This is a genomic window from Microbulbifer maximicatervae (SeqCode) (genome assembly GCF_052468095.1).
Genome location: NZ_CP174332.1, coordinates 3,817,092 through 3,833,858, shown reverse-complemented (window position 1 = coordinate 3,833,858; position 16,767 = coordinate 3,817,092). Strand labels below are relative to the sequence as shown.

At 53.1% G+C, this 16,767-nt stretch carries 16 protein-coding genes; 8 read left to right on the top strand and 8 right to left on the bottom strand.

From position 1 onward, the window contains the following. Positions 1–281: 281 nt before the first annotated feature. From ACJJIL_RS16825 to ACJJIL_RS16810, 4 genes are all read right to left on the bottom strand, one after another. Positions 282–3,056, bottom strand: a complete 2,775-nt coding sequence (locus ACJJIL_RS16825; protein ID WP_445362012.1) for a valine--tRNA ligase — start codon at positions 3,054–3,056, stop codon at positions 282–284. 173 nt (positions 3,057–3,229) lie between these two features. Next, positions 3,230–4,150 (bottom strand): hypothetical protein, encoded by a 921-nt coding sequence (locus ACJJIL_RS16820; protein WP_445360271.1) that lies wholly within the window; start codon positions 4,148–4,150, stop codon positions 3,230–3,232. Positions 4,151–4,174: 24 nt separating this feature from the next. Continuing rightward, positions 4,175–4,597 carry a DNA polymerase III subunit chi gene (locus ACJJIL_RS16815; protein ID WP_282933987.1) on the bottom strand — a complete coding sequence of 141 codons (423 nt, stop codon included), beginning with the start codon at positions 4,595–4,597 and terminating at the stop codon, positions 4,175–4,177. 129 nt (positions 4,598–4,726) lie between these two features. Further along, a complete protein-coding gene (locus ACJJIL_RS16810; protein ID WP_444892960.1) occupies positions 4,727–6,193 on the bottom strand; it encodes a leucyl aminopeptidase in 1,467 nt (488 codons plus the stop codon). Positions 6,194–6,382: 189 nt separating this feature from the next. Between ACJJIL_RS16810 and lptF the strand changes: the two genes are divergently transcribed. Then, on the top strand, positions 6,383–7,516 hold the full coding sequence (lptF, locus tag ACJJIL_RS16805; protein ID WP_444906183.1) for an LPS export ABC transporter permease LptF: 1,134 nt from the start codon (positions 6,383–6,385) through the stop codon (positions 7,514–7,516). After that, complete coding sequence (gene lptG, locus ACJJIL_RS16800; RefSeq protein ID WP_444906182.1) at positions 7,509–8,570, top strand: LPS export ABC transporter permease LptG; 1,062 nt, start codon at positions 7,509–7,511, stop codon at positions 8,568–8,570. Before lptF ends, lptG begins: the two co-directional genes overlap by 8 nt. A 13-nt stretch (positions 8,571–8,583) precedes the next feature. On the opposite strand, the gene ACJJIL_RS16795 is transcribed toward lptG, so the two are convergent. Next, a complete protein-coding gene (locus ACJJIL_RS16795; RefSeq protein ID WP_444906181.1) occupies positions 8,584–9,078 on the bottom strand; it encodes an RDD family protein in 495 nt (164 codons plus the stop codon). A gap of 88 nt (positions 9,079–9,166) precedes the next feature. Further along, complete coding sequence (locus tag ACJJIL_RS16790) at positions 9,167–9,655, bottom strand: hypothetical protein (RefSeq protein WP_413664649.1); 489 nt, start codon at positions 9,653–9,655, stop codon at positions 9,167–9,169. 165 nt (positions 9,656–9,820) lie between these two features. On the opposite strand from ACJJIL_RS16790, the gene ACJJIL_RS16785 reads away from it, so the two are divergent. Beyond that, a complete protein-coding gene (locus ACJJIL_RS16785; protein ID WP_413664650.1) occupies positions 9,821–9,973 on the top strand; it encodes a hypothetical protein in 153 nt (50 codons plus the stop codon). Positions 9,974–9,999: 26 nt separating this feature from the next. Here the strand turns inward: ACJJIL_RS16785 and ACJJIL_RS16780 are convergent, their stop codons facing one another. Further along, positions 10,000–10,689, bottom strand: coding sequence for a class I SAM-dependent methyltransferase (locus ACJJIL_RS16780; protein ID WP_445360270.1), 690 nt, complete (start codon positions 10,687–10,689; stop codon positions 10,000–10,002). Between the two features lie 84 nt (positions 10,690–10,773). Here ACJJIL_RS16780 and ACJJIL_RS16775 point away from each other — a divergent pair, with 84 nt between their 5' ends. The 4 genes from ACJJIL_RS16775 to ACJJIL_RS16760 are packed head-to-tail and all read left to right on the top strand — an operon-like array spanning position 10,774 to position 14,126. Further along, positions 10,774–12,411 carry a GMC family oxidoreductase gene (locus ACJJIL_RS16775; protein ID WP_445360269.1) on the top strand — a complete coding sequence of 546 codons (1,638 nt, stop codon included), beginning with the start codon at positions 10,774–10,776 and terminating at the stop codon, positions 12,409–12,411. Continuing rightward, positions 12,408–13,211, top strand: a complete 804-nt coding sequence (locus tag ACJJIL_RS16770) for a putative RNA methyltransferase (RefSeq protein ID WP_444892963.1) — start codon at positions 12,408–12,410, stop codon at positions 13,209–13,211. The genes ACJJIL_RS16775 and ACJJIL_RS16770 overlap by 4 nt, the downstream gene beginning before the upstream one ends. A 35-nt stretch (positions 13,212–13,246) precedes the next feature. Beyond that, positions 13,247–13,702: a tRNA adenosine(34) deaminase TadA gene (gene tadA, locus ACJJIL_RS16765; RefSeq protein ID WP_413664653.1), complete on the top strand. Its 456-nt coding sequence runs from the start codon at positions 13,247–13,249 to the stop codon at positions 13,700–13,702. After that, a complete protein-coding gene (locus ACJJIL_RS16760; protein ID WP_192879377.1) occupies positions 13,689–14,126 on the top strand; it encodes an ion channel in 438 nt (145 codons plus the stop codon). Before tadA ends, ACJJIL_RS16760 begins: the two co-directional genes overlap by 14 nt. A gap of 11 nt (positions 14,127–14,137) precedes the next feature. Here ACJJIL_RS16760 and ACJJIL_RS16755 read toward each other — a convergent pair whose 3' ends face one another. Continuing rightward, a complete protein-coding gene (locus ACJJIL_RS16755) occupies positions 14,138–15,241 on the bottom strand; it encodes a glycosyltransferase family 25 protein (protein WP_445360268.1) in 1,104 nt (367 codons plus the stop codon). Between the two features lie 280 nt (positions 15,242–15,521). Here ACJJIL_RS16755 and ACJJIL_RS16750 point away from each other — a divergent pair, with 280 nt between their 5' ends. Then, positions 15,522–16,727 (top strand): multidrug effflux MFS transporter, encoded by a 1,206-nt coding sequence (locus ACJJIL_RS16750; RefSeq protein WP_445360267.1) that lies wholly within the window; start codon positions 15,522–15,524, stop codon positions 16,725–16,727. Positions 16,728–16,767: the final 40 nt, after the last annotated feature.

The following is a 16,767-nucleotide window of genomic DNA, read 5'->3' as shown; positions in this document are numbered from 1 at the left end:
AATCATGTTGATTTCTTATCAGGGACTTAGAGGGTTGAAAAATGGTTTGGTGCTTGAAGCGTTTTAGGTCGACGACCACTTCGGTAAAGCTGTTTTTAGAGCTGACAAACCCATAACTGATGCAGGTACATTAAGCAAATACTCGGATTCTGAAGTTGATAGAAAATCGAAAGGCACTAGTTCAAGAAGGGGGTGGCTGATTTATATCAAAAAAGAAAAGGGGGCAGAGCCCCCTTTTTTAAATCAGATCCGCTCTTTAATGGAGCGGATTATCAGAACCATTAAAGGTTGCTGATTTCCTCAAGTTGCTGTTGCAGACGCTCGTGAGCACCTTTCATTTCTGCAAGCTTGTCCTTCTCCTTGGCAACAACGGCTTCGGGGGCTTTGTCTACAAACTTGGGATTGTTGAGCTTGCCTTCGACTCGTGCGAGTTCTTTGGAAAGTTTATCAATCTCTTTTTGCAGACGTGCACTCTCGGCTTTAACGTCGATCAGGCCGGCCATAGGTACCAGCAATTCCATATCGCCTACCAGGGCAGTGGCGGAGGCGGGTGCAGCTTCTCCACTTTCCAGCCAGGTGATTTCTTCGAGGCTGGCCAGTTTGATCAGCAGGCTGCGGGCTTGCTCCAGCAATTCTTGGTCACGGTTGGAACCGCCGCGCAGGATCAGTGGGATTTTCTTCGCTGGGGAAATATTCATTTCACCGCGAATATTACGCACGCCTTCAATAACCTGCTTCAACCAGGCAACGGCCGCTTCCGCTTCTTCGTCGATCTTGCTGTTATCGGCTTCCGGGTACTGTTGCAGCATAATGGTGTCACCGTTGGAACCGGCGAGGGTTTTTACACGCTGCCAGATTTCTTCGGTGATAAACGGCATCAGCGGGTGGGCCAGACGCAAAATGGTTTCCAGTACGCGGATCAGGGTGCGGCGGGTGCCTTTCTTCACTGCGTCGGACGCGTTGTCGTCCCACAGTACCGGCTTGGACAGTTCCAGATACCAGCTGCAGTATTCGCTCCAAATAAAGTCGTACAGGGCCTGCGAGGCGAGGTCGAAGCGGTAGGTGTCCATGGCTTCGCGTACGGTGATTTCGGTGCGCTGCAGCTGGGAAATAATCCAGCGGTCGGCGATGGTCAGTTCAAAATCCGTGCTGCCGTCCTGTCCGCAATCGTGCTCTTCACAGTTTTGCAGTACGTAGCGGGAGGCATTCCAGATCTTGTTACAGAAATTACGGAAGCCTTCGATACGGCCCACATCAAACTTGATGTCGCGGCCGGTGGAAGCCAGTGAGTAATAGGTGTAGCGCAGGGCATCGGTACCAAAAGCAGAGAAACCTTCGGGGAAGTCCTTGCGGGTTTGCTTCTCGATCTTTTCGCGCAGGTGCGGTTGCATCAGACCAGAGGTGCGCTTCTCTACCAGGGTCTCTAGGTCGATACCGTCGATCAGGTCGATGGGGTCGATCACGTTGCCCTTGGATTTGGACATCTTCTGGCCGTGGTTGTCGCGCACCAGGCCGTGTACGTACACGGTGTTAAACGGTACTTCCTTCTTGAAGTAGAGGGTCAGCATCATCATGCGCGCGACCCAGAAGAAAATAATATCGAAGCCGGTAACCAGTACGGAGCTGGGGTGGAAGGCTTTCAGTTCTTCGGTATCTTCTGGCCAGCCCAGGGTGCCGAAGGTCCACAGGCCGGAGGAGAACCAGGTGTCGAGTACGTCGTCGTCCTGGCGCAGGCTGATATCGGCGCTCAGGTTGTGCTTCTCGCGCACTTCCTCTTCGCTGCGGCCAACGTAGACTTTGCCTTCGTTGTCGTACCAGGCGGGGATGCGGTGACCCCACCACAGCTGGCGGGAAATACACCAGTCCTGGATATCGCGCATCCAGGAGAAGTACATGTTTTCGTAGTTTTTCGGTACGAACTCAACGCGGCCATCTTCAACGGCGGCGATGGCTTCATCGGCCAGGGGCTGGGTTTTCACATACCACTGATCGGTGAGCCAGGGCTCGATCACCGCACCGGAGCGGTCTCCGTGAGGTACCTTGAGGGTGTGGGGCTCTACTTTTTCCAGCAGGCCGAGGGCGTCCAGGTCGTCGACAATCTGGGTGCGCGCGGCAAAGCGCTCCATGCCTCGGTATTTTTCCGGCACTGCGTCATTCAGGTGGGCGTCGGCATCGAGGATGTTAATCATCTCGAGGTTGTGGCGCTGGCCCATTTCGTAGTCGTTGAAGTCGTGAGCTGGGGTGATTTTTACACAGCCGGTGCCGAATTCTCGATCGACGTATTCGTCGGCAATAATCGGGATTTCGCGATCCGCCAGGGGCAACTTGATGGTCTTGCCGATCAGGTGCTGGTAGCGCTCGTCTTCCGGGTGTACGGCTACGGCGGTATCGCCGAGCATGGTCTCCGGGCGGGTAGTGGCAACTACCAAGTGGCCGGAGCCGTCGGAGAGCGGGTAGCGGAAGTGCCACAGGTGGCCCTGCTTCTCTTCGTTTAATACTTCCAGGTCGGAGATCGCGGTGTGGAATTTCGGGTCCCAGTTCACCAGGCGCTTGCCGCGATAAATCAGGCCGTCTTCATACAGTTTGATAAAGACTTCCTGCACCGCTTTGTAGAAGCCGTCGTCCATGGTGAAGCGTTCGCGGGACCAGTCGGGGCTGGCACCCAGGCGGCGCAGCTGGCGGGTAATGGTGCCGCCGGACTCTTCCTTCCACTCCCAGACCTTCTCAATAAACTTGTCGCGGCCCAGGTCGTGGCGGGATACGCCTTCGGCGCCCAGCAGGCGCTCTACCACCATCTGGGTGGCGATACCGGCATGGTCGGTGCCCACTTGCCACAGGGTGTTGTCTCCCTGCATGCGGTGGTAGCGAATCAGGGCGTCCATGATGGACTCCTGGAAACCGTGGCCCATATGCAGGCTGCCGGTGACGTTCGGCGGCGGGATCATAATGCTGTAGGGCTTGGCCTCAGTATCCCCGGAAGGCTTGAAGTAGCCGTTCTCCTCCCAGGTTTTGTACCACTGCTGTTCGATGGCGTTGGGCTGGTATGTTTTGTCCATGCGGGCGGGAAACCTTGTGTTTAACTGACTGCGTGCACAGCGTTTTGGCTCAGGATAGTCTGGTGCTTGCTCGGGCTGCGCGGAAAAGGCGGCAATTATACCGCCGGGGTCTGGTGGGAAAAAGGCGGTATTTGAGCTTAGGGAGTTATTCAGAGGCTCCCTTAGACCGTCTCTTAATCCCAAACGCCGAGCTCGTCGACCACGTGTTCTATTTGGGCGCGCAGGCGGCGCTCCAGTTTGGGCAGCTGTTGGGCGACGAGTTGTTCGATCAATTCCTGGCGCTGGCGCTCTTTGGCGGAGGGCTCAGGGTCTGCGGCTGGATCTTCTTCGGCGGCTTGGGCCTCAGTGCTTGGAAGTTCAGCTTCTTCCTTTACTTCAGGGGCCGGGGCCACTGTTGCTGGGGCTTCTGTTTCTGCTTCTGCTTCTGCTTCTGCTTCCGGGGCCGGGGGCACTGGGGCTTCGGTTACTTGGGTATTTTCTTCAACTGGCAGGGGCCGTCCACCGGTGAGGCGGGAGCGAATATGATTTGGCAGGAACGGGTTTTCCGCCTGGGGCTCCGGCTGCGGTTCGGGCTGTCTCTCCGGTTGGGCCTCTGGGAAATCTTCAGCTTTGGTTTCCCGGGAATTCTGCTCTAACGGTGTTTCAACCGGTTTATCTTCAACGGGCTCTTCTTCGATTTGCCCGGTTTCTGCGGAAGCCTGTGGTTCCTCATCCTCTACAGCCAGCTCTTGAAGCGGGCGCAAAAGAGCCAGGTCAGACTCTGCCAGCGACAGGGATTGCTGGGCCAGCATCTCTTCTTCAACCGGTGAAAATAAAATCGGCAAGTCGATATCTTCCAGTGAGGTGTCGATATCTTCGAACTCACTGGTAGCCGGTGTTCCACTGGGTTTCGGTATGTCGGCAATAGTGGGAAGTGTGGGGGGCTCAGGGGTTACAGGATTACCCTGCTTGGCCACCTGGCTGAGCACGGGGATTTCTTCATTGTTCTCGTCGGTGACAAGCAAGTTGTGCAGTGAATTAAGTTCATCCAGAAATTCACTGGGCTGCTTGCGCTGCTGTCCGCGTTGCTTGTGTTTGTTTTTTTTGCCGGACATGACTCTCGGACGTAGTTAAAGGCTCTAATTGATCTTATGGGATTGTAACGGATATCCGCGATCGCGGAAGTGACCAAATCGCAATCGGGACCGTTTTAATGGTTCCGGTTGTTGGATCACAACTTCTGCCAAGCGTTCAAAGCGGCTAAACCACTTGGGTACTTTGGAGCAGAGATTGATCAGTAAGCCGTGGTGATCTGCGGGGTCTTCTCCGCTGTTAATTTCTATTTGCGCCTGTTGGTTTTCAGTTTGCGGGGCGTGGGGCAGGAAACTGTCCTCGCGAAATGTCCACAGCAGTTGATCCATCTGCTCCGCCCGTTGCGGGTCGTCTACCGCGATTAATACCCGCATACCCGCGCGGAAGGCTTTCTCAGCCAGGCGGCAGGCAAAAACATCGGCGTGTTCCGGTTGGTCGGAAGAGAGAATATAGAAATCAATGCGAGTCATTACAGATACTGGTCAAATAATCCCGGCCATATTGATACGCTGCCAAAAACAAAAGCGGCCCATTAATCAATGGACCGCCCGGCGCGCCGGGCACCGATGGTGCCGGCGGCTATTGTGCGCTTTGGCTACTTATTTGCCCAGTAGATATTCAACCAGTAGGGGAACCGGACGGCCGGTTGCACCTTTCTGTGCGCCGGACTTCCAAGCACTACCGGCAATATCCATATGTGCCCACTTGTAGTCTTTGGCAAAACGCGCCAGGAAGCAGGCAGCGGTTACTGAACCGGCTTCGCGCCCACCGATATTTTGGATATCGGCAAAATTGGAATCCAGGGAGGACTGGTACTCGTCCCACAGCGGCATTTGCCATGCGCGGTCGCCAGTAGTTTCGCCAGCCTGGAGAAGGCTCTTGGCCAGTTCTTCGTTATTGGCGTAGAGACCGGTGGCGTGATGGCCCAGGGCAATAACACAGGCACCGGTGAGGGTGGCGATATCAATCACTGCGCTGGGCTTGAACTTGGCTGCGTAGGTGATCGTATCGCACAGAACCAGGCGGCCTTCGGCATCGGTGTTGAGGATTTCGATGGTTTTGCCGGACATGGAAGTCACAACATCACCGGGCTTGCTGGCGCGGCCGCTGGGCATATTTTCAGCAGCGGCAACTAGGCCTACTACGTTGATAGAAGGTTGCAGTTCAACCAGGGCGTTCATCACGCCGAAGACACTGGCAGCACCGCCCATGTCGTATTTCATTTCGTCCATAGCCTGGCCCGGCTTGATGCTGATGCCGCCGCTATCGAAGGTGATGCCTTTACCGACCAATACCACAGGTTTTTCGCTGGCCTTGCCACCTTTGTAGTTCATGGCAATCAGCGCGGGGGGCTCGTCGCTGCCTTTGGAGACGCTGAGGAAAGCACCCATGCCCAGGGCTTTCATTTTCTTTTCGTCCAGCACGCTGGTGGTGAGCTTTGCATGTTTTTTAGCCAGCGCCTTCGCCTGGGCAACCAGGTAGTTGGGGGTACAAATATTGCCTGGGAGATCCCCCAAATCACGGGCGACATTGCTGCCCAGTGCTTGAGCGGCACCCACTTCCATGCCGCCTTGAATAGCTTTCAGCTGCTTTTTCTCTGGAGCGTGGATGGTAAATTTCGCCAGGGGCAGGGGCTTTGCATCGGTGCGGGACAGGGTGTAGCGGTAGCTTGCCAGACCGGCGGCCATGGCGATTTGCTGTGCTTTCCAGCGATTATCGGCACCTTCAACCTCTACTTCGCAGAGGTAGCTCGCGGCCTCTTTAAAGTTCTTTACTCCATTGGCACTGCTGGCTGCCAGCTTGCGGAAATCCGCCTGGCTGATGGTGCCTTTACCGGTGCGTACGACCAGAACGCGCTCGCTGGGAACGTCGATAAGATTGATCAGCTGGGTGCTGCCGGATTTGGCCCCCAAGTCCCCGCGCTTGAGGATTTTTGCAATCATTCCCCCGGTCAATTTATCCAGGCTTTTTCCACTTTCGCTGAGGTTATTTTTGGCATCTGCTGAAATAATAGAGCAGGCACTGCGTTGTTTACTGATATCTGCAACCTTGGCGGAGAACTGCATTTTTCGCTTTCCTTAAAATCTGACAATAGATTGCATGTCTCTAGGCCGAGACATAGCAAGAATTTTTAGTGATAATGCGTCGCACAAGTTTAACCCGCCTGCCTGTGGATTGCTGTACCTAGAGGGAAACTTGCTCGTTTTTGATTCAGACACCATCACACCGCTGTCACCAAGGAATTTGTTCGCCCTGTGATTATTTTTCGCTATCTCTGCCGCGAGCTGCTGTTTGCCACGCTAGCGGTTAGCGCAATTTTGCTGTTAATTGTGATGAGCGGCCGATTCGTGAAATACCTGGCGGAAGCTGCCGCCGGTGATATTTCGGCGAATATCCTGTTCTCCCTGATGGGATTCCGTTTGCCGGGATTCCTGGAACTGGTATTACCGCTGGGCCTGTTTGTGGGGATTCTCCTCTCCTATGGCCGCCTTTATATAGAAAGTGAAATGACGGTTCTGCACGCCTGTGGCTTTAGCGATTGGCGTTTGCTGGGCTATACCATGATTCCAGCACTGATGCTGGCGCTGGTGGTGGCGTCCATGAGCCTGTATTTCTCTCCGGCAGGTATGGAGCGTTCCACCAGCCTGTTAAATGCAGAAAAGGCGCGCAACGAATTTGATCACCTGGTACCAAAAAGATTTGTGTCCTCCCAGGGCGGCCGCGCGGTTTATTACGCCGATGCGCTGAGCGAAGATAAGTCCACCATGTTGGGGGTATTCCTGGCTGAGTTGGGTGGTGCGGAAGAGGAAACTGAGGCGGATCTGCAGGTTGTAACCCGGGCTCGTGAAGGTGTACAGGAGATAGATCCTGAGACAGGCCTGCGCTATTTGGTGCTGCGCGACGGTTATCGCTATGAGGGTGTTCCCGGTGAGCGGGAATACCGCCAGATGAAATTTGACAGTTACGCCGTGATTCTGGAGGTGCCTCGCGAGCGCAGCCGCTTGCAGGATCAGATGGAATCGGCTTCAACCCTGGATCTCCTTAAAGGCGATGATCCGCAGCAGCGGGCCTACCTCTACTGGCGCTTCAGCCTTCCGATATTGGTATTGGTGGTTGCAGTACTCGCAGTGCCACTATCCCGTACCAACCCTCGCCAGGGGCGTTTTGCGAAGATGATCCCGGCCATTCTGCTGTATATCACCTACCTGGTAATCCTGCAGGGTGTCAGGGGGGCGATTGAGGACGGCAAGATTTCCAATCCGGCAATGATCTGGCTGGTTCATCCGCCGTTCTTACTGCTCGGCTTGCTGCTGTTAGCGGGAAGAAATTGGCGCAAGGCGCCGCCCAAGCGTTTGCCCGAGGATGTGAAGGAGTCGCCAGGTGAGTAAGCTCGATTTATATATCGCCCGCACCGTTATTGTTGCTGTGGGTGGCGCGCTGATGATTATTCTTGGCCTCACTGTGGTCTTTGCATTAGTGGACCAGTTGGGGGAGCTGAAGAAGGATTACGGCTTTGTCGATGCCCTGAAGTATGTGGGTTGGACATTGCCAGCGCGTATCTATGAACAGCTGGGCTTTTCCGCCCTGGTTGGATGTCTGGTCGGGCTGGGTTCATTGGCAGGTACCAGTGAGCTGACCGTTATGCGGTCTGCCGGCGTCTCAATCGGTCGGATTACCTGGGCGGTGATGAAGCCCATTATGCTGCTGATTTTACTGGGTTTGGGCCTGGCGGAATTTGTTATTCCCAAGACCAATGTAATTGCCGAGAGTGACAAAGCCCGGGCATTGGGTGAGCTGGAGGCGAGCGGCCTGGAAAGTGGCCTGTGGCTGAAAGACAGCGGCGAGTTTGTTCACTTCAACGCGGCACTGCCGGATGGTGAACTTTACGGTGTTACCCGCTACCACTTCGGTGCTGATCGAGAGCTGGAGCAGGTGGAGTTTGCTGAGCGCGGCCATTTTGATGGCAAGCGCTGGGAGTTGGAGAATAGCCGCACGACCATCTTCACCGGTGAGCATACCGAGAGTGAGGCGCTGCCTACGACCGAGTGGAAGGCGGAGATTTCGCCAGAGTTATTCGCCTTGGTGGTGCCTTTGCCAGCGGATCTGTCACCGCGCAACCTGTGGGCTTACGGCAAATTCCTCGATCGCAAGGGCGAGGACTCCAGTCGCTACTGGTTGCAGTTCTGGAAAAAGGTATTGCAGCCTCTCACTATTGCCAGTCTGGTGATGGTAGCAATTTCCTTTATTTTTGGCCCTCTGCGGGAAGTAACCACCGGACTGCGTGTGTTTACCGGATTGGTGGTTGGCCTGGTGTTCCAGTTTGTCCAGGATATGCTGGGGCCATCTTCCCTGGTATTTGGTTTCCCGCCTTTCCTCGCGGTGTTACTACCGATATTGCTGTGCTTTGGCGCGGGATGGTATCTACTGCAGCGGGCCCGTTAGGGCCCCTAGCCTTCTACTTTTTAGACTTCTTGGGAAGTACGCGCACCTCGGATTCGGAGATAAGGTCATGCCACGTGGCCTTGTCGGATCTGGCCCAGGCAGAGAAGTAACCGAGTCCCAAACAAGCAATAGACAGCGGCGCTACGATGGCGCGAAGGATGCACTGGCGCCAAGTGAGCTGGGCTCCGTTTGGGCTTGCCAGCAGCAGCCGCCAGGCGCGCATCCCCACAGTTTGACCCGCAGCCCTCCAGGACCAGAAGTAATACCCTACGATAACCGCTAGAGCGCCCAGCTGGAAGAATGGTCCGCTGACACAGGGGTTGTAGTCATTTGCCTCGGGCTGGCAGTTGAGGCCCACCACGGTAGAGGCAACCATCAGCGCGATAAAGCCGTAAACCACCAGTAGGCCCATCAGTATCAGCAGGTCGTAGAGCAGTGCGGCCAGGCGTGGACCCACCCCGGCAACAGGGAGTTCAGGAAAGGATTTGGGGGTGTTCGAGCTACTCACGGTTATCTCCGCCGGTTTTAAGTGGCGGAGATTCTAACAAACCTGTAAACGGGGAAGGAGAGGTAGCGCGCCTGAGTTCAGGGGCTCCCTAAAACTCCAGCTCAAAAGAGAACTTGAATTTGTCGTCGGACAGAGAGATGCCGTAGTCCACCGAGCTGCCAATCTTGCCCTCGTTGTTGGTGTACCTGAGCAAGCCTGTACGTGCGGCGCGGGAGTTCTGTGTCTTGTAAGTCTCGAGGCCCATTCGCAGGATTTTGGACAGGGCTTTGCCGCCTTTCAGGGGCTTAAACTTATCTGGATTGGTGTGCATCTGCAGCCACTGGTAATTCAGGCGTCGCTGTACGTTGCTCATGCTATTGGTGCGCAAGTACTCGGCGGCCTGGACCAGGGCTTCGTTATCCATAGCAAATGCACTGTCGGAGAAAAACAGACTGCCGGATTCCATATTCAGGGTTTCATGGGAATCCGGGATAAATAACTCATCGGCAGAACAGACGCAGCACGCGGGCAGAAGAAATAGGCCAACGGTTTTTGGCACTAGTTGATTGGCGCTGAATCGGAAACTGCAGAGTAGCATTCTGTTTACCCCTGGGTGTCAACTTCTCATTTCGATGGCCGCAAGCGGTCGTTGAATTTATTATGGGTCACCCTTAACAAAGCATTTTTTCGAATTAATTAGGCGGCTGATGCAACTCCACTTACTGGACAGTCCGAAAAAGTCATCTCTTTCCTTGGAGGCCGCATGAAATGGATACTTTTTCATTTTTGTCTAAGTGGTCGCGAGCGTGAGCAGGAGCCCGCCAATGTTTTTTTATTATTGTTTTGGTATTTCTGTGCCAATGCTGATGAAAAAATTGTCTTGAATAGCTCCTCTTTCCACCGGATCGGGGCTTAGGTGCCAGGAAAGAGTTCCAAAATGCGCTACCGCAAAATTCTCCCACAAATAATCAGTGAGGATGGGGTTGGTTGGCTATCGGCTCTGGGTTCGTGAATCGCTTCTATGGCAAAGCCGTTGCTGCGAAATAGCTGGACCCAACTTTCCAGGGTGCGGAAATACCAGGGAGCGGCCTCTTCAAAATCTCCCTCAATACCTTCCCAAGATCCCGGGCGCCATCCATCTCGATAGGGCTCATTACCGCAGGCTTGATGGGGGTGAAGAGTTTGGATGACAAAATACCCACCGGGCAGCATTAACTCGCGTGCATTGCCGAATAGTTGCTCGACAGATTCCTTTCCGATGAGGGAGAAGTTGCACACGATAAGTTCAAACTGCTGTTCCAGTTTTTCGGCGCAAATTTCTTCGTATTGCAATCGCCGGTAGGACTCATTGGCGCCTGCTCGAGCGCTGGCAATATCCACTAAATCTTTAACGCCATCGACACCACAGACTCGAATACCTTGCTCCGCCAGTTTTCTGCTGAGCCAGCCTTCACCGCAACCGATATCTAAAATGCTTGCTGGTTGGTACGCCATGATTGTGCTGACAATGGCGGCATCAGTAACCAGTCGGCGGCTGGGAATGGCGGCATTGTCTACTACTTTAGTCCACTCATGAGCATTCTTATGCCAGCAGGTGAGTACCTGATCATCACTGAATTCGGAATTGGGCATGCTTGGGTGACCTCCAGCCTGTCATTATTCACAGCTTGAGTGTACCGTCAGTGGACCATCCAGCTACAAAGGTGCTGAGGTCCCATGTCCACTCAAATGATTTTTGATTATGTGATCGTAGGTGCCGGCTCCGCCGGTTGTGTTTTAGCAAATCGGCTCAGTGCCGAAGAGCAGAATCGAGTTTGTCTTCTGGAGGCGGGTCCTAAAGATCGGAGCCCCTTGATCTCCATCCCTGTGGGTATTGGCGAGTTGCTACCGGGTACTCGCTATAACTTACACCACCATACCACGCCACAAAAGCACCTGAATGACAGGAAACTGTTTTGGCCGAGGGGCAGGACCCTCGGGGGTAGTAGCTCTATAAATGCCATGGTTTATATCCGTGGCAATAGCGATGACTACGATGCCTGGGAAGCAGAGGGTAATCCCGGTTGGGGCTGGAAAGGTTTGTTGCCTTACTTCTTAATGTCGGAAGGCAATGAACGGGGTACTGATGCGCACCACAGTGGCTACGGCCCTCTGTCGGTCTCGGATTTAAAGTGGAAAACCCGATCGGGCCATGCTTTTTTACGCGCAGCTGAGTCCCTTGGACACCGGCCGAATAATGATTTCAATGGCAGCCAGCAAAATGGCGTGGGTTTTTACCAAGTAACCCAACGGCGCGGCCGCCGCTGCTCTGCGGCTACAGCTTATCTGCACCCAGTTTCCAGCCGCTCTAACCTACATGTTCGTACCAACAGTCAGGTGGCGAGGATTATTCTCAGGGGAGAGAAAGCGACCGGCGTCGAATTGCTTGATGGCACTAAAATCCTGGCGAACAAGGAAGTGATTTTAAGTGCGGGTGCTATCCAGTCGCCACAGCTGTTATTGCTGTCTGGTATTGGGGATCAGGACCAATTGCATAAATCTGGAGTGACTTCGCAAGCGCATCTTCCCGGTGTCGGAAAAAACCTGCAGGATCACCTGGATATTATTCAAGTAGTGGAAGCCTCTGAAGCGGTTAGCTTTTCTGAGGCGCTATGGCCAAAGCTTCTCACCGCAATGCGCCTGCCAGAACTGATCTTTTTAAATAAAGGGCCCCTAACCAGCAATGTGGCCGAGGCGGGGGGCTTTGCCAGTTCCAGTCTGGCGGGGGGTAACCCGGATATTCAGTTCCACATGACGGCAGTTCCGACTTTCCAACATGGGTTTAATAAGCGCACCTGCTATGGTTACTCCCTTCACGCCTGTGCCCTGAGGCCTAAGAGTCGCGGTGAGATCACTCTGGACTCCACCGATCCACGCAAACTGCCCAGAATTGAGCCCAACTACCTGAGTGAGCCCGAGGATCTGCAGGTAATGGTGGAGGCATTTGAAATGGCACAGGATATCCTCGCCCAAGAGGAACTGAGTCGCTACAAGAAAAAGTCTTTGCGTCCAGAGCAGAAGTTGAGTGATAGAGAGTCAATCATCCACTATATTCGCCAGCATGCAGAATCCATCTACCATCCGATAGGTACCTGTCGAATGGGGAGTGATGAATTGGCTGTAGTGGACAGCGAGCTAAAAGTACACGGTGTGGATGGACTGAGGGTTGTGGACGCCTCCATAATGCCCACCCTGATCAGTGGCAATACCAATGCGCCTGTGATCGCTATTGCGGAGAAGGCGGCAGATTTGATTATGCAGCGGTCTTCGCGCTCGTTTGTAAAAGAGAATAGACACACTCAGGAAGTTGAATGATTTGGCAATGCCCGCTTTGTGCTGCCCCCTTAACTCTAGGAAAAGATACTTGGCACTGTACCAATCGACATAGTTTTGATCGCGCGCGTGAGGGCTACGTCAATTTGTTGCCCGTTTATCGCAAGCGCCGTAAAGATCCCGGTGACTCTTCGGAGATGCTTCACGCGCGGCGGCGCTTTCTTCACGCCGGTTACTATCGGCCTTTGGTTGATAGTATTTCGGCGCTCTTGCCCTACAAGCCTGGCCGACGTTTACTGGATATCGGTTGCGGTGAGGGGTATTACCTGCGGGAGCTTGAGTCCGCTGGCTGGCATGGCCACGGCCTTTCCGGTATCGACATTTCAAAATCCGGCGTGCGAATGGCGGCCAAGCGCGACAGTGGCGCCCAGTTTGTGGTTGCCAGCAATGTGAATTTGCCGGTGGTCTCGGAGTCGGTGGATAACCTGCTGAAGATCTTTGCCCCAGCCCCCGATCATGAAATGGAGCGGGTGATTAAAGTCGGTGGTCATCTGGTAGATGTATCCCCTGGCCCCGATCACTTGTGGACACTAAAGAACTACCTCTATAAAGAGCCTCGTAAACATCCCGCACCCAAAGTGATTGAGAAATTGACCCCGGAAGTCGATATGCGCTGCTCTTTCCCGTTTGTATTGAAGGGCAAGCAGGCCATTTCAGATTTTCTCGCTATGACGCCTTTTGCCTGGAAGGGCAACCGTGAAGAACGGCAGAAACTCGAAGAGCGCGACAGCCTGGAGCTGGAAGCGGACTTTGTTATTCGTCGTTTTATTAAACATAAATAACAGGCATTTGATAGTAGAGGTAATAGAGCAGCGTTATGGCGACTCCCAGAGACTTTGGATTTATGCGGCGAGCCCTGGAGCTTGCACAACTCGCTGCTGAGCGCGGTGAAGTGCCGGTGGGTGCGGTTTTGGTCCAGGATGGAAAAATCATAGGGGAGGGCAGTAATCGCCCGATTGGGAATTGTGATCCCAGTGCCCATGCGGAAATCGTAGCCCTGCGGCAAGCGGCAGATAAACAACAAAACTACCGCCTGCCAAACACCACTTTATATGTGACGATTGAGCCCTGTACTATGTGCTTTGGCGCAATGGTACATGCGCGGGTAGGGCGGCTGGTATACGGCGCTACCGAACCCCGGGCCGGTGTTGTTGAGAGCCAGCTGGAATTGGCACAAGCCAACTTTTTCAATCACAAGATTACGGTGGAGTCGGGAGTCATGGCGGAAGAGGCAAGCAATTTAGTGCGCGAGTTCTTTCATGATCGACGCTGATCTGGCATTTGCTTTTGTGGTGAATTCAATAGTTGTCGCCACCGTCGTCCTGATTCACCACGAAGTATTGAGTGCCCTTGCCCGGATTGGCCGCTGGATTCCGATCAAGCATAACCTGGCGATTGTCCTGGGGGTGTTTGGCGCTCTGATCGCCCACGTGGCTGAAATATGGTTGTTTGCTTACTGCTACTACTTTATGGTGAATTCGCCTTATTTTGGTACTTTGGTGGGCAACTTTAATGGCAGCCTGTTGGACTGCGCCTATTTCTCATTCACCACTTATACCTCACTGGGTTTCGGTGATATTGAGCCCCTGGGGCATCTGCGTTTTACTGCTGGCCTTGAAGCCCTTACGGGACTGGTGATGATTACCTGGACCGCTTCTTTTATGTTTTTAAAAATGCAGCGTTATTGGGAAAATTGATGGCAGGGTTCTTAGGATTTAATTCGCGCCGTACGCCCTGTGCGTTGTGTGGGTTTTTCTGCTGGATAGAACTCTTTTGAGTGGAGCCTTAAATAAAAGTGCCTGCCCACACTGCGCCAGAGTTTTCCGAAAGGGTGCAGCCAATAGAGCCACCGGGCGACTTTCGTGCGGTGGATATTGGATTTAACAATATTGGAGATGTGCTCGTTTTCCCACAGAAGGTGGGGTTCAACGCCATACAGTTTTAGATCAAATTGCCAGAAGTGATCGAATACCTTGTCGATGGGTTCGAAAATACGGCTGGCATATTTTAAGACTTTCTCCATACCGCGCCGGTTAATCAAATATCCCTGTGCTCCACACCACCCCCGCTCTGGTCGCACTAACTGATGAACACCGTCATTCAAGGTTTGCACGACTTTTCGCTTGCGGACTTTAAGTCCCATCAGTCGAATCATCTCGATATTTTCAGGGAGTTGCTCTAATTCCGCTAAGACGCGGCCAAATGAGGGTTCTAACTGTACATCATCTTCCAGAATACAGACCCGGTCCAAGCCGGAGCGGTATGCCCGGCGAATTGCTCTCAAGTGGGCGAGATAGCATCCAATCTCGGAGCTTTTGAGTTCGCACAAGTGGCGCCACCGGGTGACGTTACTCGCGATATGCTCACCTTCTTCCAGTTCTGGGGTGCCTGAGCGCCCATCAATCCCCTCAATCGTGTTGATATGCAGTCGCTGCATTTTCCCGGCGCTGAGTAACAGGTCAACGTCATCACTGTTTGGTTGCAGAGTGATAATCCAACAGGGGGTATTGGCGATATAGGGTCGCTGACGGCGGCCGCGCGGGGTAATTGGGCGTCTGGAGCTTAAAGGGAGGCGGCGACGTTGTCTTGTTGGTGGGGAAAGCGGGTGCCGCTTGGGCTTGTGGCTGGTAGCAGCCAGCAGGCCAGGCAAAAATTCCTGAGCTACCACAGTTGCTAGAATGACAGGGCTTTTCCACCAAGAGGCGCTGAAGAAGAGCCGCGCACCAAGGGGGCCTCCTGGACGCTTGGAGGTCAGGGCTGAAACACCTTTAGTTATACCGTCTGCAGACGGTATAGAAGCGTCATGGGCCATTAACTCCCCTGATCTTATGGTCCTAAGTTAAGTTGGTACGATTGAAGGTTAAGGTTTGACCTGCCAGTCCGAAAAGGATGAGGGAACTTAGTACTGGGGTGGAAGGAAAGAATACACCGCACTCGAGATACGCTGTGAATACATCCCTGTAAGCTCCTAATCGGCATCCATGCCTCAAAGGGTCCCAAGCGCGGTGTATTCTTTCCTTCTCCCTTTTTAGTAATTGTGAGAGGTGTCTTGTAGAGGTGCCAAGGTGGAGTTGGTTCAATAGGGACTGTGGATGAACTCAGGCTTTATAAAAATGGCGTTGATCCTGGGGCTTTTGAGCTCTGTTGGTCCTATGGCCATTGATATGTATCTGCCTGCATTACCTGCGATGACAAAGGCCCTCGACACCTCAACCCAGGTCGCGTCCTATACGTTGATGGCTTATTTTATTGCGTTCGGGGTGTGTCAGATTTTTTATGGCCCCGCTTCCGATATGTTTGGCCGCAAACCGCCGCTCTATTTTGGTTTGCTGGTTTTTACTTTCGCATCTATTTGTTGTGCCCTGGCAACCACTATCGAGTGGTTGATTGCCTTTCGCTTCCTACAAGGGGTGGGTGCCGCCTCGGTAATGTCGATTCCCCGAGCAATAATTCGAGATTCTTATACGGGTACTCAAGCAACTCGCCTTCTTACGACAGCAATTCTTGTCCTTTCAATTTCTCCTATGTTGGCGCCATTAATTGGTAGTCTGCTATTAATTTCATTTGGCTGGCGCAGCATATTTGGGGGGATATCCATTGCTACTTTTTTAAGTCTGATACTTGCTATTACAAGCCTTCATGAAACCTTACCAGTGAATAAGCGCATACCATTTAAAATAGGTGCGCTGCTTGAATCTTATTCAATATTACTGCGTGACCCGATCTATATAGGGCTTACTTGTATAGGAGGGTTTGGCTTCGCCAGTGTACTTGCTTTTTTTGCGGCAGCTTCATTCTTATATACGAATTACTACGGATTGACCCCAACCGAATTTAGCCTCGCCTTTGCTCTGAACGCGCTAAGTTTCTTCTTGTCGAGTCAATTTTCAGCAAATTTCGGTGCCCGTTTAGGGATGGTGAAGCTGGTGAAGTGGGGTGTGACTGGGTTTGTAATAAGCTCGGTGACCATGTATTTAGTGATAGAGGCCGGTTTTGATCATCTCGTACTACTGATATGCATGCTTATCATATGTAATATGTTTCTTGGTTTGGTTCTTCCGACGGCATTTATTCTTTCCATGGAAAGACATGGCCCTATAGCGGGAACGGCTTCTGCCCTGGCTGGTACTATGCAGTTGTCAATCGGGGCTGTAGCTATCCTGATAACCAGTTTGGTTTTTAATGGCAAACCAGAATCGCTTGCTGGGGTAATTGCGGTGTGTGGAATTTTGGCCTTTGTGGTTTCTTGGTTGGTTTTGCGTAATGTAGTCAGCATCACAGCAGACCAGAGCGATTGAGTAATACCAAAATAAATTAGGGAGCCTCTGAATAACTCTG